The following is a 23,646-nucleotide window of genomic DNA, read 5'->3' on the forward strand; positions in this document are numbered from 1 at the left end:
CTGTTCATCGGTTACCTGTTCGGCGTGCGCTCGGAGCGTCAGTTGGTGCGCGAGATCGAGGTCAACGTCGCCTACCGCTGGTTCTTGCGGCTGAAGCTGACGGATCCCGTGTTCGACGCCTCGACCCTGTCGCAGAACCGCCGCCGGCGCTTCAACGACACGTCGGTGGCCCAGGACATCTTTGATCATATCGTCAGCCAGGCGATCGCCCACAAGCTGGTCGATGGCACGGTGCTTTACACGGATTCAACGCATCTGAAGGCGAATGCCAACAAGGGCAAATACGATCTTGCGATGATCGAAAAGTCGCGGGCCGATTATTGGGCCGATCTCGACCGGGCGATCGAGGCGGAGCGGACGCTGCACGGGCAAAAGCCGCTGAAGGACAAAGAGCGTGAGCCGCAGGTGAAGGAAATCAAGGTGTCGCGCACCGATCCCGACAGCGGCTACATGGTGCGCGACGGCAAGCCGAAGGGCTTCTTCTATCTCGACCACCGCACGGTCGACGGCAAGCTTGCGATCATCACCGACACCCATGTGACGCCGGCCAATGTGCATGACAGTATCGTCTATCTCGAGCGGCTCGACCGGCAGCGGGAGCGGTTCGGCTTCGAGGTCGGCGCCGTCGGCCTGGATGCCGGCTATGCCACGTCCGGCATCGCCAAGGGGCTGGAGGACCGCCAGATCCTAGGCGTCACCGGCTATCGCAATCCGACCCCACCCAAAGATGGCATGATGCGCAAGTCGAAGTTCGACTATGAGCCCGAGACGGACGGTTATCGCTGCCCCGAAGGCCAACTGCTCGCCTATGCCACCACCGACCGCAACGGTTATCGCCACTACACATCCGACCCGGCGATCTGCCAAACCTGTCCGCTGCTCGCCTCCTGCACATCAAACACCAAGGCGGTGCGCACCATCACCCGCCATGTCTGGGCCGATGCGCGCCAGCGCACCGACGCCAACCGCCTGACCCCTTGGGGCAAGGCAATCTATAAGCGCCGCAAGGAGACGGTCGAGCGCTCGTTTGCCGATGCCAAGCAGCTTCACGGCCATCGCTATGCCCGCTTCCGAAGTCTCACCCGTGTCGCATGCCAGTGCCTGCTGGCCGCAGCCGCCCAAAACATCAAGAAGATCGCAATGGCGCTCACCAAGCCACCCAGACCAGCCATGGCATGAGGGCCAGAGACCGCCAACTTCGCCGCGCCGCAGAACCCAACTTAAAACAACCAACGTCCAAAAAAACAAACCCGCCGAAAATATCGACGGGTTTGTCAGCGGTCTGGGGGCGCATCGACGATGCGCCCCTTTCCTGTGCAGGTCCTGCCGCCGCACCTCAGCCTTCGCCGTCCTTGATGTAGACATCAGCGAAGTTGGACTGCACACCCTCGGCCCCGATCGTGTGGTTTTTGACCCGCTTGTTGAAGACGGTGACGTTCTCCAGTGAAATCAGGTTCACCACCGGCACTTCGTCGGCAACGATCTTCTGGAAGGCGAAGAATTGCTGCTTGCGTTTCGCATCGTCGATCTCGACGGATGCGGCTTCGAGCAGCTTGTCCACCTCCGGGTTGTTGTAGTGACTGGCGTTCGAGAAGGGCAGGCCGAGCTTGAAATTCTTCGACCAGTAGATGCGCTGCACGCCAAGCGTTGGATCGAACTGGTTGCCGAGATATTCGGCCGTCACGTCGAAGGCACGGTCGGTGTAGACCTTCTTGATGTAGGTGGAGAAGTCGTAGGAATCGATCGTGGCGTTGATGCCGATGCGCGTCAGGTTCTGCTTCAGATATTCGGCGACCCGCTTGAAGCCTTCGTTGTAGGAATTGTGGGTCAGTCGCAGGTTGAAGCGGACGCCGTCCGCTCCGCGCTTGTAGCCGGCCTCGTCGAGCAGCTGTTCAGCGGCTTTCAGGTCGAAGGCGTAGGGCTTGATCGAGGTGTCGAGATAGCGCGGCAGGAAGGTGCTGATCGGGGTCGGCGAAACATGGCCGTAGCCGTACCAGACGGTGTTCAGGATGACGTCGAGGTCGATGGCGTGGGCGATCGCGCGGCGAACGCTGACATTCTTCAGATACTCGTTGTCGAGATTGAAAATCAGCTGCGTCTGGTCGCCCTTGGTTTCGTAGCCGCGTGAATCGACGGCAATGTTCGGCAGTGCCTTCACACGTTCGAGATCGCTCAGCGGAATGGGATTGTCGCCGCCGATATCGAATTCGCCGGTCTCAAAACCGGCGGCGCGGGCCGCGCCATCAGGCACGAAGCGCACAATGACCTGGTCGAGATAGGGTTTGCCGGCGTCCCAGTAATCAGGATTACGCTCGAGGATGATATGCGATCCGCGTACCCACTCCTTGAAGACGAATGGCCCCGTGCCGATCGGGGCACTGCCATTCGGATTGGTTGGGACGTCAGCGATCTTGACGCCGTCATAGACGTGCTTGGGCACGATCGGCGACTCGGCCCCGTAGAGAGCACTCAGCAGATAGGGCGCCGGTTTGGAAAGCCGGATCACGGCGGTCAGCGGATCGGGCGTTTCGACCTTCGTGACATTGGCGAAGGTGCCGCGGCCACGCGGGTGGACCTGCTTCAGAAGCTCGATGGAATAAGCAACGTCGTCCGATGAGAAGGGCTTGCCGTCATGCCACTTCACGTTCGGGCGGAGCTTGAAGGTGTAGTTCAGTCCATCGTCGCTGATTGACCATTCCGTGGCGAGCTGTGGCTTCGGCGTCAGATCGAAGTCGTAGGTCAAAAGACCTTCGGTGATCTTCGGGCTGACCTTCTGGGTACCGCCCGCGGTGTGGGCCAGCGTCAGGATCGTCGGCGGCTCCGGCTCGACGATGAAATTTAGCGTGCCGCCCTTTGTCGGGGCCGCAGTCTCGGCGAAGGCGCTGAGCGGCAGGAATGCGGTAAGGCCCGTCGCGGCGAGAAGTTTGTTGAGCTGGCGTCTGCTGATGTCCATGAATACCCCCTGAATTGCGATTAGAATGCCTCTGTCGAAGCATCGTCGCGGCAATCATCGGGCAGCGTGGAGCAGAATTGGAAGAATGTTTTTCTCCGCGTCCGGGAAAGGAAAACTTCGCGCCAGTGCGTCGGTAGGTAGCCGATCCCTTTAATCTACTAAAAATATATACAATTTCCAAAAATGAGTTTTTGCATCTCTGATCGAGGTCTGCAGCGCAAGAAAATGTTCCGCCGGCAGGGTTGGAAGGAAAGGCGGTTCTCGTCTTCATAGGCAGGTTTGTGGTGCAATCATCTTATGAGCACTTTTGCCGACTCCCGCAGAAAAGCAATCCAGCCCACGCTTGCGCGGCTGCCGCCGCTGACATCGCTGCGGGCCTTCGTCGCGACGGCGCGACATCTGAATTTCGTTCGTGCTGCCGAAGAGTTGCATGTGACGTCGGCTGCGGTCGGTCAACAGATCCGCCTGCTGGAAGACTATCTCGGCCAGCCGCTTTTCAACCGGGTGCGTGGCCAGTTGCATCTGACGCCGGCCGGGTTGGCATTGGTGCCCGGATTGACCGGTGCCTTCGATGCTGTTCTGGCCGCCATGGCTCATTTCGTGCAGAGCGATCATGAACAGCCGATCCGCGTTTCGGTCGCCCCGTCCTTCGCCAGCAAATGGCTGATCCCGCGCCTCGATGCGCTGCGGCGAGCCGCTCCGGGCCTTCAGATCCTGGTCGACGCGTCGACCCAGCTGACGAACCTCGATGCCGGCGACGCCGATTGCGTGATCCGCTACGGCAGAGGTCCATATCCGGGGCTCATCGTTGACCATCTCTTTTCCGAAGCCGTGCTGCCAGTGTGCAGCCCGGAGTTTGCCGATACGCATGGGCTGTGGGGCAAGCCGCAGGCGATCGAAGACGTGCCGCTGCTGCATGAGGAGGGCGCCGAGCATGATCAATCCTGCCCGGATTGGGGTGGATGGTTGCGCGCCGCCGGGCTTTCCTACCTGCCGTCGCAGGGTGGTTTTCGTCTCAACCAGTCCTCCCTCGTCCTTGATGCAGCGCTGGCGGGGCAGGGGCTGGGGCTCGGCAAGATCCGGCTGGCAGAAGCAGAGATCCGCTCCGGGCGGCTGGTCTGCCCCTTTGGCGTACCGCAGCCGGTCAGTTCCTCCTACTTCTTCGCCACCACGGCGCATACGGCGCGACTGATGCGCGTCGATCTGTTTCGCGAGTGGTTGCTTGCCGAATCGCGGGCCTTGCAGACAATGGACGAGATCATCGCGCGCCGCATCCGGCCGGCCGCCGACATGATGGCGGCCGAGTAACGTCGTCCCAGACGCCTTGCCTCTACTTGAGTGGGAAGCCCAGCCTGCGCGCGGCCGCGGCTAGCACGTGCCGGCCCTTCAGCGCCTCGACCGTGCCAATACGATTGCGGACCTGATCGGTCCAGTCGATCGCCGGCATCGCCTGCTCCGCCTGAAAGCTTCTCAATGCCTTGTTGTAGCCGGTAAGATCCCGCGCCCGGGCGCCATCCGCATATTGCTCGCGATGCAGGGCCGTCGATTGCGGAAGGCGTGGCTCTACGCCGGCAGGTTGCGCCGGATCGGGAAACCCCACAGTAAGGCCGAAGACCGGGAAGACACCGTCCGGCAAGGCGAGTTCCCGGGCCACCGCTTCCGGATCGTTGCGGATCGCGCCGATGTAGCAGGTCCCGAGCCCGAGCGATTCAAAAGCAACGACCGCGTTCTGTGCTGCAAGAGCCGCATCGATCACGCCAAGCAGAAAGCTCTCGATATAGTCGAGACCTTCTCCCGCCGAGCCGCCGTCCGCTGCGATCGCCCGAGGCCGGGCAAGGTCCGCGAGCCAGACGAGCAGGAGGGGTGCCTGGGCGATTTGGCGCTGATTGCCGGCAACGGCGTTCAGGCGGCTTTGCCGCTCGGGGTCCTCGACGGCGACGACACTCCATGCCTGCAGGTTGGAGGAGCTGGCAGCCGACTGCGCGGCGGCAACGGCAAGTTCGACAGCGGTGTGTGGGACCGGATCCGGCAAATAGCTGCGCACGCTGCGGTGGGAGAGCAGCGTATCGATCGTTTCATTCCAGTCGCTGCCGAGGTGCTGCGCCTGGCGATAGCGTTCGGCTGATAGCGCCGCCAGCCGGTCGGTGCCGGTTGGCTTTGCCGCAAGGGATGGTGTCATGGGTGTGTCCTTTTCCGGGTCGCTATTCCGCCGCGCTGGCGTAGGGGTTGTGTGGCCGCGTTAGGCCAAGGTGATCGCGCAATGTGCGACCGGTGTATTCGTGCCTGAACAGACCGCGGCGACGCAGGATCGGGACCACTTCATCGACGAAGACTTCAAGCCCATGCGGGAGCACATCAGGCATGAGGTTGAAACCATCAGCCGCACCGGCGGTGAACCATGTCTCGATATCGTCAGCGATCGCGGCAGGCGTTCCGACAATCGTGCGATGCCCGGTGCCGCCGTTGAGCGCGCGTATCAGGCCTCGAACGGTCAATCCCTGCCGCCGCGCCAGCGCCAACGTGGCGTGGAAGAACGTGTGCCCGCCGTCAGCCGGCAGCGGTATGGCCTCAGGTAATGGCTTGTCGAGTTCGAGCTTCTTCTGATCGACCTGCAGGACGCCGGCCAGCCGGGCAAGGCTGTACTCCAGCGGAATGAGGTCGCGCAGCTCTTCCTGTCTGCGCCTCGCTTCGGCTTCCGTGCTGCCGATGATGGTGGCGAGGCCCGCGAGCACAAGGATGCTGTTTTCCGAGCGACCGTAACGCGTGGCGCGACGGCGCAAATCCCTGGCGTAATCCAGCGACTCTTCGAAGGATTGCGAGGCGGAGAACACGGCCTCGGCATGCTCGGCGGCGAGCGCGCGCCCGTCGTCTGATCCGCCCGCCTGCACGAGAACCGGGTGCCCCTGTGGCGGGCGTGGAATATTGTGCGGCCCATGCACGCAGAAGTGCTTGCCGGTGTGAGCGATCGGATGCACGCGGCCGGGATCGACGAAGCGTCCGGTCGCAACGTCGCCGACAAAGGCTTCTTCCTCCCAGCTGTCCCAGAGCGCCTTGACCACGGCGGCGAATTCGCCGGCCCGCTCATAGCGGCTCGCATGGTCCACGGGCTTTTCGAGGCCGAAATTCCGGCTTTGCGCCAGATCCGCGCTGGTGACGATGTTCCAGCCCGCGCGCCCGCCCCTGGCATGATCGAGCGTCGCGAAGCGCCGGGCGATATTGTAGGGCTCGTTGTAAGTGGTGGAGGCCGTGCCGATCAGCCCGATCCTTTCCGTGCTGGCCGCAACAATCGCAAGCACGATCGTCGGCTCCAGCGAAGTCAGTGGGCGGAAGTCGATGCGGTCCGATATGGCCGCCTGGTCGGCCAGGAAGACGGCATCGAAGGTGCCTCGTTCCGCGATGCCAGCGACCTTGATGTAGTGGTTGATGTCGAAGGAGGCTCGCGGGTCGCTGCCTTCCATGCGCCAGGCCGCCGGGGAGAACCCCGAGTGCAGGATATTGATGTTGAGATGAAGCTGCCGTCGGCTCATTGGAATATCCCCGGCTCGGGATAGTCGCCAGTCAGGAACCAGGAGCCGACATTGCGGGTCTTGTACTCTGCCGGATTGTGGAGCGTATGGATGCGGACGTTGCGCCAGAAACGATCGAAGCCGTAGGGGCGCACGGCCGAACGGGCGCCCATCACCTCGAATATTTCGCTGGTGACCTCGAGCGCCACCTTGCCCGCCAGGACATTGGCGGAAGCCACGGCGATTGCGGTCGCGCCGCGCTCCTCAGCCGTAAGCGCCGGGCCTTTGGCATAGGCCGTATCGATGGCGACCGCGGCTCTGTCAGCCAGTGCGGTAGCGGCCTGCACCTTGGCCCAGAGTTCACCGTACTGTCGCTTGATCCATGGATCGTCAGAGTGGCGTTCGACACCGGAATAGATCCACGGCCGAGATTTCGTGATCGTATAATCCCGTGCTGCGATCAGGGCCCCTTGCGCGCTGCCGATGAAGACGTTGAGGAGAACGCTCTGCTGTTGCTGCGGTATGAGAAGGGCAGCCGGATCCCTGGGGCGTTCCGACGAGATCTCCTCATCCTTCACCGTGACGTCCTTGTAAAATACGCGGCCGCTGCCGGTCTGCCGTTGGCCGATGCCATCCCAATCGTCGGCGATCGTTATGCCGTCGCGATTGGCGGGGATGTAGGCGAAGCTGCGCGCGTTCGTTTCCTCGTCTTCCCATGCGACCATCAAATAGTCGGCGACATGCGAGCCGGAGGCGAATGGCCGATAGCCGTTCAAGAGGACGCCACCTTCGACCTTCTTGCCGAAGAGGCTTTTGGAGAAGCTGTTCGTGGTGTTGCCCCAGAACCACCGACCCTCGGCCGATTGCCGCAGGATCGCGGCCGATCGTTCGTCGCTACCCCCCGTCAGAGCATTCTGGATCGGGCTGAAGTGATAGCCGAACAGGTGGCCAAGCGAGCCGTCGACCTTGGCGAATTCCCGCACGATGCGCAGAGCCGTCGAATAGGGCTGTCCCTCGCCACCGAATTCCTTGGGAATGAGCAGATTGACGAGACCGCTCTCCTTGAGAAGCCGGACCTGCTCTGTCGGCCGCCCGCCCTGTTGATCCCGCTCGACGGCATCGACAGCGAAGATGTTCCTGAGTTCGACCGCCTTGGCGAGATAGGGATCGTTCTGGTCCGGCTCGAAGAGAACGGGAGGTAGCAAGGCTGGTTCGAAGCCTGAGGGCTTTACGGTCATCGTCTTTACTCCATCAGTCGTGAAGTCGCGGAAAACCATGCCGCTCGGCAAGCAGTTCGAGAATGCGGCTGGTCTTCGACACGAAGCGCTTGCCTTTCCAGTCGGCAGCATCGGGCGGCGGGTTGGATGCGAGGACCAGCACCGGCAAGGACTGGTTTTCCTCGCCCACCGCCTCGATGACCTGCGTGCGCGGGCGAGGGAAGGGAACTCTCCGAACCTCGATGCGGGCAGCAAGCTCGGGAAAACTCGAAAGCAAGCCCTCGATCGCGTTGCAATGGGGGCAGACGAAGGTCTGGCCGGGGTGCTTCGGATCCGAGAAGCCGGGGGCGATGAGAAAGAGAGTGTCGCGGCTCATGTGTTTCCCCTTACTCGGCCGCGACTGAGCCGCGATTGACAGCATGGCTGTTATCGGGGCGCTTGAGGCCGAGGTTTTCGCGCAACGTCGTGCCCTCATATTCATGGCGGAAAAGACCGCGGCGGCGCAGTTCCGGCACCACAAGCTCGATGAAATCCGCAAGGCCACCCGGCATGATCGGCGCCATGATGTTGAAGCCGTCGGCGCCATAGTTTTCGAAGCGCTCTTCCAGCGTATCGGCAATGTCAGTTGGCGTTCCCACCACTTGCCAATGACCGCGCGCGCCGGCGATGCGGAGGTAGAGCTGCCGGATCGTCAGGTTCTCACGCCGGGCGAGGTCCAGAACCAGCGCCTGACGGCTCTTGCCGGCATTCGTCGCAGGCGGATTTTCGGGCACAGGTCCATCGAGCGGATAATCCCTGAGGTCGACGCCGGATAGCTGGGAAATCAGGTTCAGCCCGACCTCCGGCTGAATGAGTTCCTGAAGGGATTCGAACTTTTCCTGGGCCTCCGATTGTGTGCGGCCGACGACCGGGAAAATGCCGGGTAGAATCTTCAGATCGTCGTGCGAGCGGCCGTATTTGGCAAGCCGTCCCTTGACGTCGGCGTAGAAGCTCGTCGCTTCCTCCAGCGTGATCTGGGCGGCAAAGATGGCTTCCGCCGTGCGCGCGGCAAGCTCCTTGCCGGGTTCGGAGGCGCCCGCTTGGACGACAACCGGTCGCCCCTGTGGCGAGCGCGGAATGTTGAGCGGGCCGCGGACCTTGAAATGCTTTCCATTGTGATCGAGGCGATGCAGCTTGGCCGGGTCGAAATAGCGGCCGCTTTCGCGATCCCGCAAGAAAGCATCGTCTTCCCAGCTGTCCCAGAGGCCGAGCACCACATCAGCAAATTCCTCGGCTCGTTCATAGCGGTCGGAATGGAGGATCTGAGCCTCGTGGCCGAAATTGAAGGCGGCGTCAGGGTCGGAGGAAGTCACGAGGTTCCAGCCGGCCCGGCCGCCGCTCAGCCGGTCGAGCGAGCCGAATTGCCGCGCGAGATTGTAGGGATCGGAGTAGCTGGTGGAGGCGGTGGCGATCAGCCCGATATTGCGGGTAACGCAGGACAGCGCGGAGAGCAGGGTGATCGGCTCAAAGGGATAGACACCGCTGTGAGCCTTGCGGCTCGCAGCCTCGACATCCTTGATGCGCGCGGCGACACCGTCTGCGAAGAAAATCGTGTCGAACTTCGCCGCTTCGGCGAGCTTAGCCAGTTCCACATAGTTCTCGAATTCGGTGCCGACGGAGGCTTTCGGATGACGCCATGCGGCCACGTGATGCCCGGTGAAGAGTAGAAATGCGCCGAGTTTGATCTTGTCCTTGCGTCTCGCCATTGCGGTCCCTTTCAGCGATAGATGGCCGGCACGGGAAATTCACCAGTCAGCAGCCATGTGCCGACGGTGCGCTTCTTGTACTCGGCGGGATTGTGGAGCGTGTGCGTTCTGACGTTGCGCCAGAAGCGGTCGAAGCCGTTGGCATTGGTCGCGGAGCGGGCGCCCATCACCTCGAAGATCTCGCTGGAGACGGCAAGTCCGACTTCACCTGAATAGACGTTGGCCGTCGCGACATCGATCGCGGCTGCGCCACGGCCCGCGGCGGTCAGCGAAGGCCCTTCGGCGTAGGCAACATCGAGGCTGCGCGCCGCCTTGTCGGCCAGCTCCGTTGCCGCCAGCGTTCGAATGTAGAGGTCGCCATATTGGCGCTTGATCCAGGGGTCGTCGGTGTGCCGCTCGACGCCGGAATAGACCCATGGCCGCGAACTCGTTGCCGTATAGCCGCGGCCTTCCTCCAGTATACCCTGCGCACTGCCGACGAAGACATTGAGGAGCACGCTCTGCTGGAGGAGCGATGTGAGGGAGGAGTAGGGCGTCAGCGGCACGTCGGGCGAGCTGATCAGTTCGTCGTCGTGAACCTCAAGATTGACGAAGCGGACCGTGCCGCTGCCGGTCTGCCTCTGGCCGATGCCGTCCCAGTCATTCACGATGACAATGCCTTCCCGGTCGGCGGGAACTGCGGCGGTCAGCCGGGCGCCGTCGGCATTTTCCCAGGAGATCTGGATGTAATCGGCGATATGCGTGCCCGAGGAGAATGGGCGACTGCCGTTGATGATCCAGCCCGTTGCCGTCCGTTCGCCGCTCGACGTCTTCGACAAGGCGTTCCCGGAATTGCTCCAGATCCAGCCGCCGGCCGCCGAGCCGGTCAGCCATTTCTCTTTCTGCGCCGCCGAGCCGCGAAACAGGATGAGGTTGAGCGGCAGATGATGGTAGCCGAACAGGTGCGCGAGCGAACCGTCGGTCTTGGCAAACTCCCGGACGATACGCAGGATCGTCAGCCATGAGGCGCCCTGGCCGCCATATTCCCTGGCGATCTGCGCGGAGGGCAGGCCGCTAGCCTTCAGAAGCCTGATCTGCTCGACGGGGCTGCCGCCCTGTTTGTCTCTCTCGACGGCATCACGGTGGAACGCCTGGCGCAGCTCGGCCGCTTTTGCCAGCAGCGTGTCGTCAGCATTTGTTTCGAACGGCATTTTGCCTCCGGGAATGACGGTGAAAGGGGCGTTCACCCCTCTATTTCCCGTCAACGGTTGGCTGGCCGGCGGTTCAAGTCCAGAAATATCTGTTTGATTTCACGGAAAGAAATTCTTTCGCCGGCGCGCTCAATTCCTGCGTTTCGTCGGGGTGCTCATCGACGAAAACATCATCCCGTCAAATCGCGGAAATTGAGTAGCTGTTCCTCTGTGGTGCGCCGACTTCGAACAATCGTTCAGACGCAATTATTCTTTCCCGGACGAGAAGAAACTTTCACTTCGGCTTTCGAGGCACAGAACTGAAGCTTCCCCTCAGCGGACCACAATCCAAACCCGAGAGGAGCTCTTCGCGTGTCCATCAACCGTCGCAGTTTCAACCAGCTGATGTTGCTTGCAAGCGCCAGCACCCTGCTCCCGTCGATCTCCTTTGGACAAGGCGCTGCACCGGCGACGGGCGGCACCTTGAACTGGCTCTACCGGGTGGATCCGGGCAATGCTCTCTTTGCCATCAACACGTCGTCGGGCACCGGCCAGGCGATCGGCCCGAAGATCGTTGAGGGCCTGCTCACCTTCGACCTCGATGTCAGGCCGCAGCCGCTTCTGGCAACGGAATGGGCGGTCTCCGATGACAATCTTCGCTACACGTTCAAGCTGCGTAAGGGCGTGAAGTGGCACGACGGCAAGGACTTCACCTCCGAAGACGTCGCCTTCTCCATCTTCCGGCTGAAGGAAGCGCATCCGCGCGGTCGCATCACCTATCAGAACGTGGTGGCGGTGGAGACGCCGGATCCGCTCACCGCGGTTATCGTGTTGTCGAAGCCTGCTCCCTTCCTGCTCTCGGCGCAGTCGAGTTCGGAGTCGCCGATCGTGCCGAAGCACATCTTCGAGAAACTGGCGCCGGGTGACGGGCAGACGCTGCAGACGGCGATCGGCACAGGCCCCTTCAAGCTGACGGAATGGGTGGCCGGCAGCCATCTGATCTTCGAACGCAATCCCGACTATTGGGATGCCGGCAAACCCTATCTCGATCGTATCATCCTGCGTGTCGTCACGGATCCCGCCGCGCGGTCCGCGGCGCTGGAGACAGGTGAGGCCGACATCGGCGACAATCCAGTGCCGCTTGCCGATCTCGACCGGCTGAAGCAGGATCCACATCTCGTGGTCGACACTACCACCTACGCCTATTCCGGTCCGCAACAGCAGTTGTTTTTCAACTACGACAATCCGCTGTTTGCCAAGCGCGAAGTCAGGCTTGCCATCGCACAGGCCATCAACCTGCAGGAAATCGTTGACGTCGCGCTCTATGGCTACGCGCAGGTGTCGCCGAGCCCGGTCAGCACGGCCTTGACGAAGTGGTACGACAAGAGCGTCGTTGCCCATCCCTACGATACGGCCGCAGCCGAAAAGCTGCTGGATGAGGCAGGCTATCCCCGCAAGGCGGATGGCAAGCGCTTCGATCTCCGGCTGACCTACAACTCGTACCTGCCGCAAGGCTATGCCGATGTGCTGAAAAGCCAGCTGGAAAAGATCGGTATCGGAATCGAGATCAGGAAATACGACCTGCCGACCTTCCTGAAGACAGTCTACACCGACCGCGCTTTCGATCTCGTCGTGGAGTCGCTCTCCAACACCTTCGATCCGTCGCTCGGCATCCAGCGCGCCTATTGGAGCAAGAACTTCAAGATCGGCCTGCCGTTCTCGAATGCCAGCCACTACACGAATGCAGAGGCGGATGCGCTGCTCGAGGCGGCCGCAACCGAGCCTGACGAAAAGAAGCGCTGGGAGGTCTGGAGCAAGTTCCAGCACCTCATCCACGACGAAGTCGCCTCTGTCGACCTCGTCGCCGCCGGCGCACAGATCGTCGCGAACAAGCGGGTGAAGAACTACGTCACGGGATCGCAGGGGCTCAACTGGAGCTTTGGCGATCTGTGGCTTGATCCGAACGCCTGATATCGAGGAGCAGGAAACATGTCTAAATATTTGATAGACAAGGCCACATTGATCGATTGGCTGGGCGATGAGCTGGAATTGGCGGTGCTTGATATCCGCCCGGCCGAAGACGTCGGCTATGCGTCGCCGCTGTTTGCGACGAACCTGCCGGCCGCACGCCTGGACGTCGAACTCGACCGCTTCGTGCCGCGCCGTAGTGTTCGCACGGTTCTGGCCGATGGCGGCGACGGCAATGCCGAAGCGGCGGTCAGCCGTTTGCGGCAAGCGGGCTGGACGGATATTCACTTCTTGGAAGGGGGCATTCCCGTCTGGGTGGAAGGCGGCGAAGAGCTTCCGACATTCGATATTCCCGGCGTTCCCTTTGTCACCAGGGTGCGTGAGGAGAAGAAGACGCCGGTGACGTCCGCTGTGGAACTGAAAGCGCTGCGCGATCAGGGTCAGGACGTCATCGTCCTCGATACGCGCACGCTCGCCGAATACGAGAAGGCTCATGTGCCGGGCGCCGTCGGCGTTCCCGGGGCCGAACTGTTGCTGCGCTTCCAGGACCTCGTCCCCTCGGCGAAAACAAAGGTCGTCGTTTCCTGCGCCGGCCTGCCACGCGCCATTCTCGGAGCCCAGACGCTGATCGATGCCGGCGTTGCAAACCCCGTCTCCTATCTCGATGACGGCACGCGTGGCTGGACGGATGCGGGTTTCGAACTGGAGACCGGGCGCACCGCCTCTTACGGTGAGCCAAGCGAAGAGGCGCGCCAATTTGCGCTTGAGCGCGGGGATAGCCTTTCTGCAAAGGACGGCCTGACGTTCATCGATCGACAGACTGCCGAGCGATGGAACGCCGATCCGGCGCGCACGACCTACCTGCTCGATGTTCGCACGCCGGAGGAATTCGCGCGCGCGAGCCTTCCCGGATCGATCTCGTCCGAGGGCGGGCAGCTTCTCGGCGTAGCCTATAGGACAATCGCCGTTCGCGGCGCCCGCGTCGTGTTGATCGACGATCTGCTGGGATCTCGTGCCCGCATCGTCGCCCACTGGCTGGCCCGCCGCGGCTTCGAAATCGTGATCCTGCTTCACGATTTCGAGGCGGAGAAGCGGGCAGCCGCTTGAGGCGAGGCTCGCCTTGGCCGGAACGGTAACCGAGCCTCGGATACCGCCGTCGTCAGCCGGCGGTAGTGCGGCTTTGAACAGGAAACAACGTCATGACTGATATCAATGGGGCCTGGGGCGCGCCGCCCAGCGAACGCTTCGAGCGGCTCGCAGAAACCTTCAGGTCGGTTTTCGCCCGGATTGGCGAACGTGCGGTCGATCGTGACCTCGCGCACGAATTGCCATTCGATGCCTATGAGTGGCTCAAAACCTCCGGCTTTTCGCGATTGCGGCTACCAGTCGCGAACGGTGGCCTAGGCGCGACCTTGCCGGAACTCTTCGGCCTCATCATCGAGCTCGCTGCAGCCGATCCGAACCTCACCAATGCCTATCGGAGCCACTTCGGCTTTACCGAGGATCTGCTGAATGCACCCGAAAGCGCCTGGCGCGATGCTTGGCTGAAGAGGCTTGGGCAGGGCGAGACGATCGGAAGCGGGTTCTCCGAAGTCGGCGACACGCCGCTTGGCAGCTATTCGACGCGACTGGTCCGCAATGGCGCCAACTGGCGGCTCGACGGCGAGAAATTCTACACCACCGGCTCGCTTTACGCGGACTGGATCACGCTCGGTGCGATCGACGGGGACGGGCAGCCGATCGGCGCGCTGGTGCCGACATCGGCGCCGGGCGTCGAAATCATCGACGACTGGGATGGCTTCGGCCAGTCGCTGACAGCGAGCGGCACTGCCCGTTTCCGCGACGTCGAGATCGCCGACGATCTGATCAAGCCAAGCGCGGTGCGATTCAGCTATTCCGGCGGGTTCTTCCAACTGGTCCATCTCGCCTCGCTCGCCGGCATCGGCCGCGCTGCGGCAAACGATCTGGCGCGGCATGTCGTGGCGAGAAAAAGGGTCTATAGCCGTGGCAATGCGTCCCGATCGGCACAGGACCCCCAGGTCCAGCAGGTCGTGGGGAAGGTGAGGGGCGCCGCCTACAGTGCCGGTGCGATCGTACTGCAGGCGGCAAGGGCCCTGCAGCGGGCCCATGAGGCCAACCAGGGCGGCGATCAGGAGCAGATCGCGCTGGCCGGTCGCAATGCCGAACTCGAGGTCAGCCAGTCCGTGACCGTCGTCACCTCGCTGATCCTTGACGCCAGCACGGTGCTGTTCGACGCGTTGGGAGCATCCGCCGCCAAGCGCGGCCACGGTCTCGACCGCCACTGGCGCAACGCCCGCACGATCGCGTCCCACAATCCACGTATCTACCACGATCGCATTGTCGGTGATTTCGCCGTCAACGGTACGATCCCGGGCCCGCAGGCGGGCGTGGGCGTTGCAAGAGAAGAAGAGGCAGAACGGACTGACGCATGAGCATTGAAAAACGTCGCATGAACCTAAACGTGGGGCTGAATTCCACCGGCTATCTCGCGAATGCGTGGAAATATCGTAGCGGTGGTCGGCATGACATCAACGATCCCGCCTATTACCGGCGCTTGGCGGAAATCGCCCGCAAGGGGCTGTTCGACGCCGTGTTCTTTTCTGACCATCCCGCGTTGATGACGGAACCGCTCGGTCGCCCCTTCCACACGATCGATCCGTTGATCCTGTGTACGGCGCTAGCCGCTCAAGTACCTGATATCGGCTTTGTCGTCACGGTCTCCTCTACCTACAATTCGCCCTATAACTTCGCCCGGCGCGTCCAGTCGCTCGATATCGTTTCGGGCGGGCGCCTGATCGTCAATATCGTCTCCTCGTTCAATCCCAACGTCGCCGCCAATTTCGGCAGCGCGGCGCTTCCGCCACGCAACGAGCGCTATGCGCGTGCGACCGAATTTCTCGATGTGGCGAAGAAGCTGTGGTCGAGCTGGGACCCACGCCGCGAGAGTGAGGTTGCCTCCGATCGCTTCTGGGATAGCGCCAGCGCAATCGCGATCAATCACGAGGACGAATTCTTTCAGGTGCGCGGGCCGCTCAATGTGCCGCGCGGACCGCAGGGACATCCCGTGATTGCCCAGGCCGGCGCATCGGACGGCGGCATCGAGCTTGCGGCGCGGCACGGCGAGATCATCTACTGCAACATCCTTTCCAAACCCGCAGGGAAAGCCTTCGGCGACAAGGTGCGCGGCAGAGCTGCTGTGCTCGGCAGGGATCCATCCGGGATTCGTATCGTTCCGGGCCTTGTTGTCATCCTGGGGCCGAATCGGGAAGAGGCTCTTCGCAAGCATGAGCTTTACAGCGGCACCGGATCGGAAGATGGCCTGCTTGAACGCTTCGTGCGCGAGCATGGCTTGGACCGTGACCGTTTCGATCCGGATGCCGTGTTGGACTACGAACGCTTCGTCCCCGACCCGAACAGGCAGCAAGCAGTGGGAATGGGGCTTGGTCTATCCGACCTGCTGCGCCACGAGAAATTGACTGCGCGGCAGGCCATACGTCGTTCAGAGGGGCATCATCGGCTTTTGCTCGGCACTCCGGAGGAGGTAGCAGGCGAAATGATAGACTTTTGGGAAGACGGCACGGTCGATGGCTACACTCTGCAACCGCCTCGGGCGCCGGACGACATCATTGAGTTCGTAGACAAGATCATCCCGATCCTTCAGGATCGAAACGTGTATCCCCGCCAATACGAGGGGCAGACGATACGCGACCGCTACGGTCTGCCCAATCCGCAGTGAAACGAAAGAGAGCGAAACTTGCTTCCGGGCGCATACGTGAGGTTTTCCTCTGCCGGTAAACATTGCAAGTCTCCGTGCAATCAGGCCCCCGCAACCAAAACAAACTTGTAATTTCTTCCCGATAATTCTCTTTGCCGGCGCACCACAAGACGTCTTTCGGAAACCACGCCATGCTCGTCTGGAGCAGTTTCTCGGTACTTATCCTGATCGTGGCGCGTTGATGTTGCTTTGAGGAAAATAGTGCTTAGTGCACCTGGCAGGCGCGCCGTCCAGTCTCTTCATGCGATGGCCGCAGGGCAAACCCACATAACAGTGGCATTGTGGGTGACGACGTCATGGACGCCGTCACCCGTGAGTAAGGAAGTCAAGCAGCAGCCCCGCTCGCGACAGCCGGGCTGAAAACCAATAGGCTCAGGATCTCGAACAATACCTGCGCACCAGCCTGTGCGGTGTTGGTGGTATTGTCATACTGCGGAGCCACCTCCACGACATCGCCACCGACGAAATTGAGACCTTTGAGGCCGCGCAGCAGTTCCAGCGCCTCACGGCTCGTCAGGCCACCAATTTCTGGCGTCCCGGTGCCCGGCGCGAACGCAGGATCGAGACTGTCGATATCGAAGGACAGATAGGTCGGGCCATCTCCGACGATCTTTCGGGCCTTCTGGATGATGGCGGGAATACCCATGCCACCGACCTCTTCGGCGTGGATGACGGTCATTCCGGACTCGTAGGAAAACTCCCAGAGATATTCGGAAGGCCCCCTAATGCCGATCTGGATCGTGCGGGTCGGATCGAGGACGCCGTCCAGAACGGCGTTGCGCATCGGGCCGCCGTGATGGAATTTCGTCTGGTCGAACGGGCCCCCCGTGTCGCAGTGGGCATCGATATGGATGAGGCCGACGGGCTCTCTGGCGCCGACTGCCTTGAGGATCGGGTGTGTGATTGAATGGTCGCCGCCGACGGAGAGCGGAATGACGCCGGCTTCGACGATCTTGCGGATCGCTGCCTCGATATTCTCGTGGCATTGCTCCAACCGATAGCGGCTCCCGAACGGGATATCACCGATATCGGCAGCGCGTAGATCATAGGCCGGTGCGCAATCGAGCACGTGATTGTAGGGACCGATGCGTTCGATGCCGCGCACAGCCCTCGGTCCAAATCGCGAACCCGGCCGATTGCTGACGCCGAGATCCATCGGAATGCCGACTGCCGCGACCTGCAGGTCGCCGAAGTCAGGGGCCGCGAAATTGACCTCCCTGTAGGGCAAGCCTGCGAAGGTCGAAATGCCCGAATAAGGTGCAGCGCGTGTGCCGCCCCTAAAGATCTTCTCGGCCACACGGCGAAAGCGCGGATCGAAGAATTCGGCGCTATCGGCGAACTTCTTGCGTAGATCCTCAAGGTGCTTCTTCAAGTCAACCATCGTTCTGTCTTTCCTATGAAATTACCCGGCAATACGACCAAGGGGCGCAGACCTGGGTAAAAAGCGTTGTGGGCGTTCCGATCGTCGCCTCAGGGCTGCGGCGAAAGATGCTCGTGGATCGCCAGCCATTCTCCGCTCGCCTGCTTCTCGAAGACGATCGTCTCGCGCTCGGTGCTTGTCGACGGCTCACCGTTGAAAGCAAGATCCGTCTCGACGGAATGAGTGAATATGGCGACGGAGCCGGCAATCTGAACATCCTGATCGCTGGAACGGCAGGCCCGCACACGAAATCCGTCGCGCGTTTCCCACAATGCCCATTCGGCCTCATATTCCGCACGCGTATGAAGGCGGCGGTCGAGATTGTGAAATATGAAGGTGGCGGCGGGCGCAAAGGCCGCGAAGTAGCTATCACGATCATGCCTGCCAAAGGCTTCGACGAGGCGATCCGCTGCGGCAAGCACAGCTTGTTGCTGGTGTTCCATCCCTGATGTTCCCTGTTATTGAATTTTGGGGCTGCTGATTAAGACGGCAAGCGGCCGGTTCTGCCGTGCTACGCGTTCCTTGAGCCTATCCAGCGTCATCGCTTCGTCTTTGACGAACTCAAGGAACATCATGTTGAGGTTATTGAAGACCATCTGGCCCACCGCAATCGCATCGATCCCAGGCATGACAGCGCCGCGAAGCTGCAATTTCTGGACCAGCGTCGAAACCTGATCGCACAGGCGCCCGTCGAGTTCGGTATATCGACGGCTGAATGGGCTCTCGGGTTGCTGGATGGAGATCGCCATGGCCGTACGCCACATCTCCTTGCTGAGATAGACCAGCGAATGGTCAAAATACTGGTCGATCAGTACTTGCAGGGCTTCGAGCGTAGTGGTCGGCGGATTTTCAACGATGTCCTTGCCGGACGCCAACACTTCCTCGACTTCCATCGAAACGGTGGCGACGAGAATGTCGCCCTTGTTTTCGTAGTAGTTGTAGAACGTGCCAACCGACACTTCCGCGCGCTCGGCAATGTCTTCGATGCGGGCGCTGTCATATCCGACCTCCCGGAAAAGGCTCGTCGCCGCCTCCAGTATGCGGCGATTGCGATCGGCTTTCTGCTTGGCGCGCAGTCCCGTCATTTGCGACTCTCTCAAATAATGAATGTCCTCAAAAATCATATTGACTAAAAAAATGAACTCATTCAATCTTTTTCATGAAGGCGCCGAAATGAGCGTCACCGACAGAGGGCCACATGATGATTGATATTGCCGAAGGCGCTTTTGCGCGCAGACTCCTCGCCTCCGCTGCCATCCTCGCATTGGGTGCCGCAACAATAACGATCACCCCGGCGCCGGTAATGGCGCAGGAGGAATTGAATGCGCTTGTCTGGTGCGATCACACCGATCCCGCACTGATCGAGCCCTTTGAGCAGGCGAACAACGTAAAGGTCAATTTGAAGGAATATGAGGGTACCGGTGCGGGTCTCTCCATCATCGACCAGTCGCGCCCGGGAGACTGGGATGTGCTCGTTATCGATGGCGTCGACGTGCAGCGCGCGGTCGACAAGGGCATTCTCGCGGAGATGCCGGCCGACGCGCTTCCTAATGCAGATATCTTCCCTGAAGTTCGCATGGAACCCAACAACACCCGCGACGGCAAGACCTATGCGGTCACCGAAAAGTTCGGCTACAACACGGTTTCCTATGACAAGACAAAAGTCGATCCGGCCGACATGAAGGATATGTCGAAGCTCTGGTCCGACAAGTACAAGGGCCGCATCGCGGTCTATGACTACTACCTGCCGATGATCGGCCTGACCGGTATCGATCTGGGCAAGGCAACGGCCAGCCTGACGGACGCCGACCTGCCGGCAATCAAGGACAAGCTGTTTGCTCTCAAGGCCAACGCCAAGCAGGTGAGCGACGTCGTCTCGTCGCAAACGGCACTTGCGACAGGCGAGGTTGATATCGTTTTTGGCGGAGGCGAGTGGCTGACGGCCGGTCTGGTGAAAGACAAACCCAACCTCGAGTGGGTCATCCCTGAGCAGGGCGCAGTGCGCTGGGCACAGTCGATCGGCGTTATGAAGGACTCCACGAAAAAGGACCTCGCCCTCAAATTCGTGCAGTACATTGTAAGCCCGGAAGGGCAGGCGCGACTTGCGACATCCTCTTGCTATTGGGCGATGCCCGCAAATGCCAAGGCCGGCAACCTGCTGAGTGCCGAACAGAAAACCGCTTTGCGCTGGGACGAGCAGGCCGACTATCTCAAGCGCACGCAGCTTTATCCGATCCCAAGCGCGGAACTGGACGCAAAGATGCAGGACGCCTGGACCGAAATGCTGCAAAACTGACAGCTTCGACCCTTCTATACTGAACCACAAGACCCTCTCCCCGTGGATGGGAGAGGGAAGTCGGAGACTTGCCTGTGGCTGCTCATTCACTTGAAGATGCCGAACGTCGAAAGGCCTGGGGTTTCGTGGCACCGGCGCTCGTCTGGACGATCGTCTTCTTCGTTGCTCCTTTTCTGTTCATGGCGGCAATGAGCCTCTGGGCGCAACAGGGCGGCTCGATCGTCCGCGTTTGGAACCTTGGCAACTACATCGCCTTCTTCGAGAAGGATGCGCTGTTCCGTGGGCTGACGAATTCCCTCGAGATCACCGCGATCGTGACGGCTCTCTCCATCCTGCTCGCCTATCCCCTGGCCTGGATCATTGCAGAGCGGGTGCCGCAAAGGTTCCAGCGAACGGCGTTAATTCTTGCGGTCCTGCCGTTCTGGACCTCTTACGTTGTCCGTTCCTATTCGTGGCTGCTCGTGCTGTCGCGCAATGGCGTCATCAATCAGGCACTCATGAACATCGGCGTGATCAGCGAGCCGCTGGAGCTTGCCAGCAACCGTACGGCGACCGTTATCGGCTTCGTCCACTTCTTCGTCATGCTTTTGACGCTGACGATCTACGCAAACCTTGTGCAGCTCTCGCCAAATTACCGCCGCGCTGCTGCCGACCTCGGCGCAAATGCATTTCAGACGTTCTGGCACGTCATCTTGCCCCTGACCATGCCGGGCATCATGACGGGAGCCTTCCTCACCTTCGTGCTCTGCATCGGCGACTATGTCACGCCGCAGATCCTGGGCGGCAACAACGAACTTGTCTTGCCTCAGATCATCATGTTGCAACTTGGTCGCCGCGCGGACTTTCCGATGGCGGCCGCGCTCTCGATCATTCTGATGCTAGCGGTCACCGCAGCCTATGTCGCTTGCGCGCGCTGGCTGAAGATTGAGAGAACGTGATGATACGCAACCGGATCACTGGTATCGCCTGCAGCGCCTACGCGGTTCTGATCTTCGGCTTCATCTTTTTGCCTGTTATCGTGCTGGTGCTATTTTCGTTCCAGGATGGGCGCCTGCCGGTACCGCCATTCAATGGCTTTTCCCTGCAATGGTATGAAGCAGTCTTTGCCGATCGCAAGCTGATGTCGGCACTGCTGCACTCCTTCTTGGTGGCGACGATATCGTCGTTCGTCGCGTGCCTCCTCGGCTTCCTGGCGGCCTATGCGCTGGCCCGCTTCAAGCTGCCGGGGTCGGCCTGGCAGCGCGGCTTGCTGATCGCGCCAATGACAGTCAGCTACCTCATCATTGCGCTCGGACTGCTGACCGTCCTCAACGCGTTCGGAATTGGCCTATCGCTATGGACGGTCGGTATCGGTCACGTGGTGATTAATCTGCCGCTGTGCTTTGCAATCATCTACTCGTCGATGGGGGACCATCACATCAACATTGAACGCGCCGCACGCGATCTCGGCGCCAGCGATATCAAGGTGATGGTGCTGGTGACGGCGCCAATGCTGCTGCCGTCGCTGCTCGCCTCCTTCTTCCTGTCGATGACGTTTAGCTGGGATGAATTCATCATCGCTTTTCTGCTGTCGCGCTTCGACGTCACGCTCCCGGTCGAAATCTGGAGCCTGCTTCGTTCGGGCCTCAATCCTAAGACCAATGCCATCGGATCGCTGGTGTTCCTCGTTTCTGTCACCTTGCTGATCATGCTTGAACTGTTCCTGTTCAAAAGGACGAAAAAATCGTGACCGCTCCGGTTTTAATCGAAAACGCGACGAAGACTTTCGGCAGTTTCACCGCTCTCGACGATGTTTCTCTCGACATTGCTGCAGGCGAATTCATTGTTCTGCTGGGACCGTCCGGCTGTGGCAAGACGACGCTTCTGTCCATTCTCGGAGGCTTTCTGTCGCCGAGCAGCGGTCGAATTGCCATCGGTGGCAAGGAAATGACCCACGTTCCACCGGCAAGACGTCCAACGACGACGATGTTCCAGGACTACGCGCTGTTCCCGCACATGAAGCTAAAGGACAATGTCGGGTTTGGCCTCAGAATGCGCGGCATCGGCAGGGCCGAGCGCGAGGAGCGCGCAAAGAACTTTCTCGACCTCGTTGGGCTCAAGGCTTCAGCGGACAAGAAACCACATGAGCTTTCGGGTGGGCAACGCCAGCGTGTTGCACTTGCCCGGGCCCTCGCCGTCGACCCTGACGTCCTGTTGCTCGACGAACCGCTCGGCGCGCTTGATCTCAAGCTTCGCCGGCAGATGCAGGATGAGCTGAAAGCCATCCAGAAGCGTGTCGGCACGACGTTCGTGCATGTAACCCACGATCAGGAAGAGGCCATGGCAATTGCCGATCGGATCGTGGTGATGAACCAGGGTAAAATCGAAGACTTCGGACCACCGTCGGAAATCTACATGCGGCCACGCTCGTTGTTTGCGGCAGGCTTTATGGGCGAGGTCAACTTCGTTCCCGGCAAGATCAGAGATGTCGATGGCACCGGGGCAGTCGTCGAAACAGCGCTGGGGAAGGTCACATTGCCGAAAGCCTGCTTCACGGCTGGCTCGCCGTCCGCCGGGCAGGGGACAATGCTCTGCATCCGGCCGGAACATTTCCGCCGTGCCGGCGAAGGCGATGGCGCCGTTACGGCGCTCGGGCAGGCCACGGTGTCCAACAGCGCCTTCTTCGGAACCCACTATCGATGCCACCTGGCGCCCAATGGCGCTCCTGATATCAGCATCGTCGCGCATATGCCGCAATCAACCGTCGTCGCCGAAGGTCAAGTGCTCACGCTTGCGGTCAGCGTTGGTGATATCGTCGCCCTGCCGTCGAAACAGGCATAGGCACAGACGATGGAACGGATCGCTGCCCACAAATGGTATGAGCTGAAGCGGCTGGCCGACGATGTCACGCAGATTTCCGAGCCCTTCATCCAGGAGTTCTATCGCTGCAACATCTGGCATGTGCGCGGACGTGATCGCGATATGCTGGTCGACAGCGGCATGGGCGTCGTTTCGCTGCGCGAATGGGTGCCGCTCGTCACCGAGCGGGATCTCATTGCCGTCGCGAGCCACACCCATTTCGACCATATCGGTTGCCATCACGAGTTTGAATGCCGGGCCGTCCATTCGGCGGAGGCCGATCTGCTCGCCGACCCTACCCGGCAAAACACGCTTGCTGATCCTTACGTGACCGACGATATCTTCGACGCGCTGCCGCCCGAGCCCTATTGCTCGAAGTGCTATGGCGTGAAAAAGGCGCCGGCCACGCGTATTCTGGAAGATGGCGATGTGATCGATCTCGGCGACCGTAGGTTCGAGGTTATCCACACGCCGGGTCACTCACCAGGCGGAATCGCGTTGTGGGAAGCCGAAACAGAAACGCTGTTTTCGGGAGACATCCTCTACGACGGGCCGTTGATCGAGGACACCTACCACTCGAACGCCGATGATTACCTCGCATCGATGGAGCGGCTCCTGGGAATTCCGGCCAGAACGGTACACGGCGGCCATTTTCCAAGTTTCAGCGGTGAGCAGTATCGCCGCCTGGTCACGGACTGGCTGAACGCAAAACAGAACAAAGTATGACGGGAGTGACGA

21 protein-coding genes and 1 pseudogene are annotated in these 23,646 nt (G+C 60.9%); 12 read left to right on the plus strand and 10 right to left on the minus strand.

Annotated elements, in window-relative coordinates; translation table 11 throughout:
* The coding region (locus tag AS026_RS33375) for an IS1182 family transposase (RefSeq protein ID WP_062371485.1) at positions 1–1,179 on the plus strand (1,179 nt) is incomplete at its 5' end.
* A gap of 157 nt (positions 1,180–1,336) precedes the next feature.
* Here AS026_RS33375 and AS026_RS33380 read toward each other — a convergent pair.
* Positions 1,337–2,953: an ABC transporter substrate-binding protein gene (locus tag AS026_RS33380; protein ID WP_062374851.1), complete on the minus strand. Its 1,617-nt coding sequence runs from the start codon at positions 2,951–2,953 to the stop codon at positions 1,337–1,339.
* Positions 2,954–3,250: 297 nt separating this feature from the next.
* Here AS026_RS33380 and AS026_RS33385 point away from each other — a divergent pair, with 297 nt between their 5' ends.
* Positions 3,251–4,261 (plus strand): LysR substrate-binding domain-containing protein, encoded by a 1,011-nt coding sequence (locus AS026_RS33385; protein ID WP_062374853.1) that lies wholly within the window; start codon positions 3,251–3,253, stop codon positions 4,259–4,261.
* Positions 4,262–4,283: 22 nt separating this feature from the next.
* Here the strand turns inward: AS026_RS33385 and AS026_RS33390 are convergent, their stop codons facing one another.
* From AS026_RS33390 to AS026_RS33415, 6 genes are read right to left on the minus strand one after another with little or no spacing between them, the layout of a single operon-like run.
* Positions 4,284–5,132, minus strand: coding sequence for an NADPH-dependent oxidoreductase (locus tag AS026_RS33390; protein ID WP_062374855.1), 849 nt, complete (start codon positions 5,130–5,132; stop codon positions 4,284–4,286).
* A 22-nt stretch (positions 5,133–5,154) separates the two neighbouring features.
* Complete coding sequence (locus AS026_RS33395; RefSeq protein WP_062374858.1) at positions 5,155–6,480, minus strand: LLM class flavin-dependent oxidoreductase; 1,326 nt, start codon at positions 6,478–6,480, stop codon at positions 5,155–5,157.
* Positions 6,477–7,697: an acyl-CoA dehydrogenase family protein gene (locus AS026_RS33400; protein WP_062374860.1), complete on the minus strand. Its 1,221-nt coding sequence runs from the start codon at positions 7,695–7,697 to the stop codon at positions 6,477–6,479. The genes AS026_RS33395 and AS026_RS33400 overlap by 4 nt, the downstream gene beginning before the upstream one ends.
* A gap of 13 nt (positions 7,698–7,710) precedes the next feature.
* The gene (locus tag AS026_RS33405; protein ID WP_018859518.1) at positions 7,711–8,052 is read right to left on the minus strand and encodes a DUF3088 domain-containing protein; all 342 of its coding nucleotides are present in this window, start codon (positions 8,050–8,052) and stop codon (positions 7,711–7,713) included.
* Positions 8,053–8,062: 10 nt separating this feature from the next.
* On the minus strand, positions 8,063–9,421 hold the full coding sequence (locus AS026_RS33410) for an LLM class flavin-dependent oxidoreductase (protein WP_062374863.1): 1,359 nt from the start codon (positions 9,419–9,421) through the stop codon (positions 8,063–8,065).
* A gap of 11 nt (positions 9,422–9,432) precedes the next feature.
* On the minus strand, positions 9,433–10,611 hold the full coding sequence (locus AS026_RS33415) for an acyl-CoA dehydrogenase family protein (protein WP_062375310.1): 1,179 nt from the start codon (positions 10,609–10,611) through the stop codon (positions 9,433–9,435).
* A gap of 351 nt (positions 10,612–10,962) precedes the next feature.
* Between AS026_RS33415 and AS026_RS33420 the strand changes: the two genes are divergently transcribed.
* The 5 genes and pseudogenes from AS026_RS33420 to AS026_RS41500 all read left to right on the plus strand — a co-directional run.
* Positions 10,963–12,561, plus strand: coding sequence for an ABC transporter substrate-binding protein (locus tag AS026_RS33420; protein ID WP_062374866.1), 1,599 nt, complete (start codon positions 10,963–10,965; stop codon positions 12,559–12,561).
* A gap of 18 nt (positions 12,562–12,579) precedes the next feature.
* Positions 12,580–13,665: a rhodanese-like domain-containing protein gene (locus tag AS026_RS33425; RefSeq protein ID WP_062374868.1), complete on the plus strand. Its 1,086-nt coding sequence runs from the start codon at positions 12,580–12,582 to the stop codon at positions 13,663–13,665.
* A 92-nt stretch (positions 13,666–13,757) separates the two neighbouring features.
* A complete protein-coding gene (locus AS026_RS33430) occupies positions 13,758–15,011 on the plus strand; it encodes an acyl-CoA dehydrogenase family protein (RefSeq protein ID WP_062374871.1) in 1,254 nt (417 codons plus the stop codon).
* Positions 15,008–16,315 (plus strand): NtaA/DmoA family FMN-dependent monooxygenase, encoded by a 1,308-nt coding sequence (locus AS026_RS33435; protein WP_062374872.1) that lies wholly within the window; start codon positions 15,008–15,010, stop codon positions 16,313–16,315. Before AS026_RS33430 ends, AS026_RS33435 begins: the two co-directional genes overlap by 4 nt.
* Positions 16,316–16,439: 124 nt before the next feature.
* Positions 16,440–16,547 (plus strand): annotated as a pseudogene (locus AS026_RS41500) (amino acid ABC transporter ATP-binding protein); the annotation flags it as partial.
* A 132-nt stretch (positions 16,548–16,679) separates the two neighbouring features.
* On the opposite strand, the gene speB reads toward AS026_RS41500, so the two are convergent.
* From speB to AS026_RS33450, 3 genes are all read right to left on the minus strand, one after another.
* Positions 16,680–17,735 (minus strand): agmatinase, encoded by a 1,056-nt coding sequence (speB, locus tag AS026_RS33440; protein WP_062374875.1) that lies wholly within the window; start codon positions 17,733–17,735, stop codon positions 16,680–16,682.
* 89 nt (positions 17,736–17,824) lie between these two features.
* Positions 17,825–18,217, minus strand: a complete 393-nt coding sequence (locus tag AS026_RS33445; protein ID WP_018859531.1) for a YybH family protein — start codon at positions 18,215–18,217, stop codon at positions 17,825–17,827.
* Between the two features lie 15 nt (positions 18,218–18,232).
* Positions 18,233–18,859 (minus strand): TetR/AcrR family transcriptional regulator, encoded by a 627-nt coding sequence (locus AS026_RS33450; RefSeq protein WP_026372095.1) that lies wholly within the window; start codon positions 18,857–18,859, stop codon positions 18,233–18,235.
* Positions 18,860–18,972: 113 nt separating this feature from the next.
* Here AS026_RS33450 and AS026_RS33455 point away from each other — a divergent pair, with 113 nt between their 5' ends.
* From AS026_RS33455 to AS026_RS33475, 5 genes are all read left to right on the plus strand, one after another.
* The gene (locus tag AS026_RS33455; RefSeq protein ID WP_205634502.1) at positions 18,973–20,070 is read left to right on the plus strand and encodes a polyamine ABC transporter substrate-binding protein; all 1,098 of its coding nucleotides are present in this window, start codon (positions 18,973–18,975) and stop codon (positions 20,068–20,070) included.
* Positions 20,071–20,144: 74 nt separating this feature from the next.
* The gene (locus tag AS026_RS33460; RefSeq protein ID WP_062374878.1) at positions 20,145–21,008 is read left to right on the plus strand and encodes an ABC transporter permease; all 864 of its coding nucleotides are present in this window, start codon (positions 20,145–20,147) and stop codon (positions 21,006–21,008) included.
* Positions 21,008–21,799, plus strand: a complete 792-nt coding sequence (locus tag AS026_RS33465) for an ABC transporter permease (protein WP_062374881.1) — start codon at positions 21,008–21,010, stop codon at positions 21,797–21,799. The genes AS026_RS33460 and AS026_RS33465 overlap by 1 nt, the downstream gene beginning before the upstream one ends.
* Complete coding sequence (locus AS026_RS44715; RefSeq protein WP_062374883.1) at positions 21,796–22,890, plus strand: ABC transporter ATP-binding protein; 1,095 nt, start codon at positions 21,796–21,798, stop codon at positions 22,888–22,890. Before AS026_RS33465 ends, AS026_RS44715 begins: the two co-directional genes overlap by 4 nt.
* Positions 22,891–22,899: 9 nt before the next feature.
* The gene (locus AS026_RS33475) at positions 22,900–23,634 is read left to right on the plus strand and encodes an MBL fold metallo-hydrolase (protein ID WP_062374885.1); all 735 of its coding nucleotides are present in this window, start codon (positions 22,900–22,902) and stop codon (positions 23,632–23,634) included.
* Positions 23,635–23,646 lie beyond the last annotated feature (12 nt).

The sequence above is a fragment of the Rhizobium altiplani genome (genome assembly GCF_001542405.1).
GTDB classification, from domain to species: domain Bacteria; phylum Pseudomonadota; class Alphaproteobacteria; order Rhizobiales; family Rhizobiaceae; genus Rhizobium; species Rhizobium altiplani.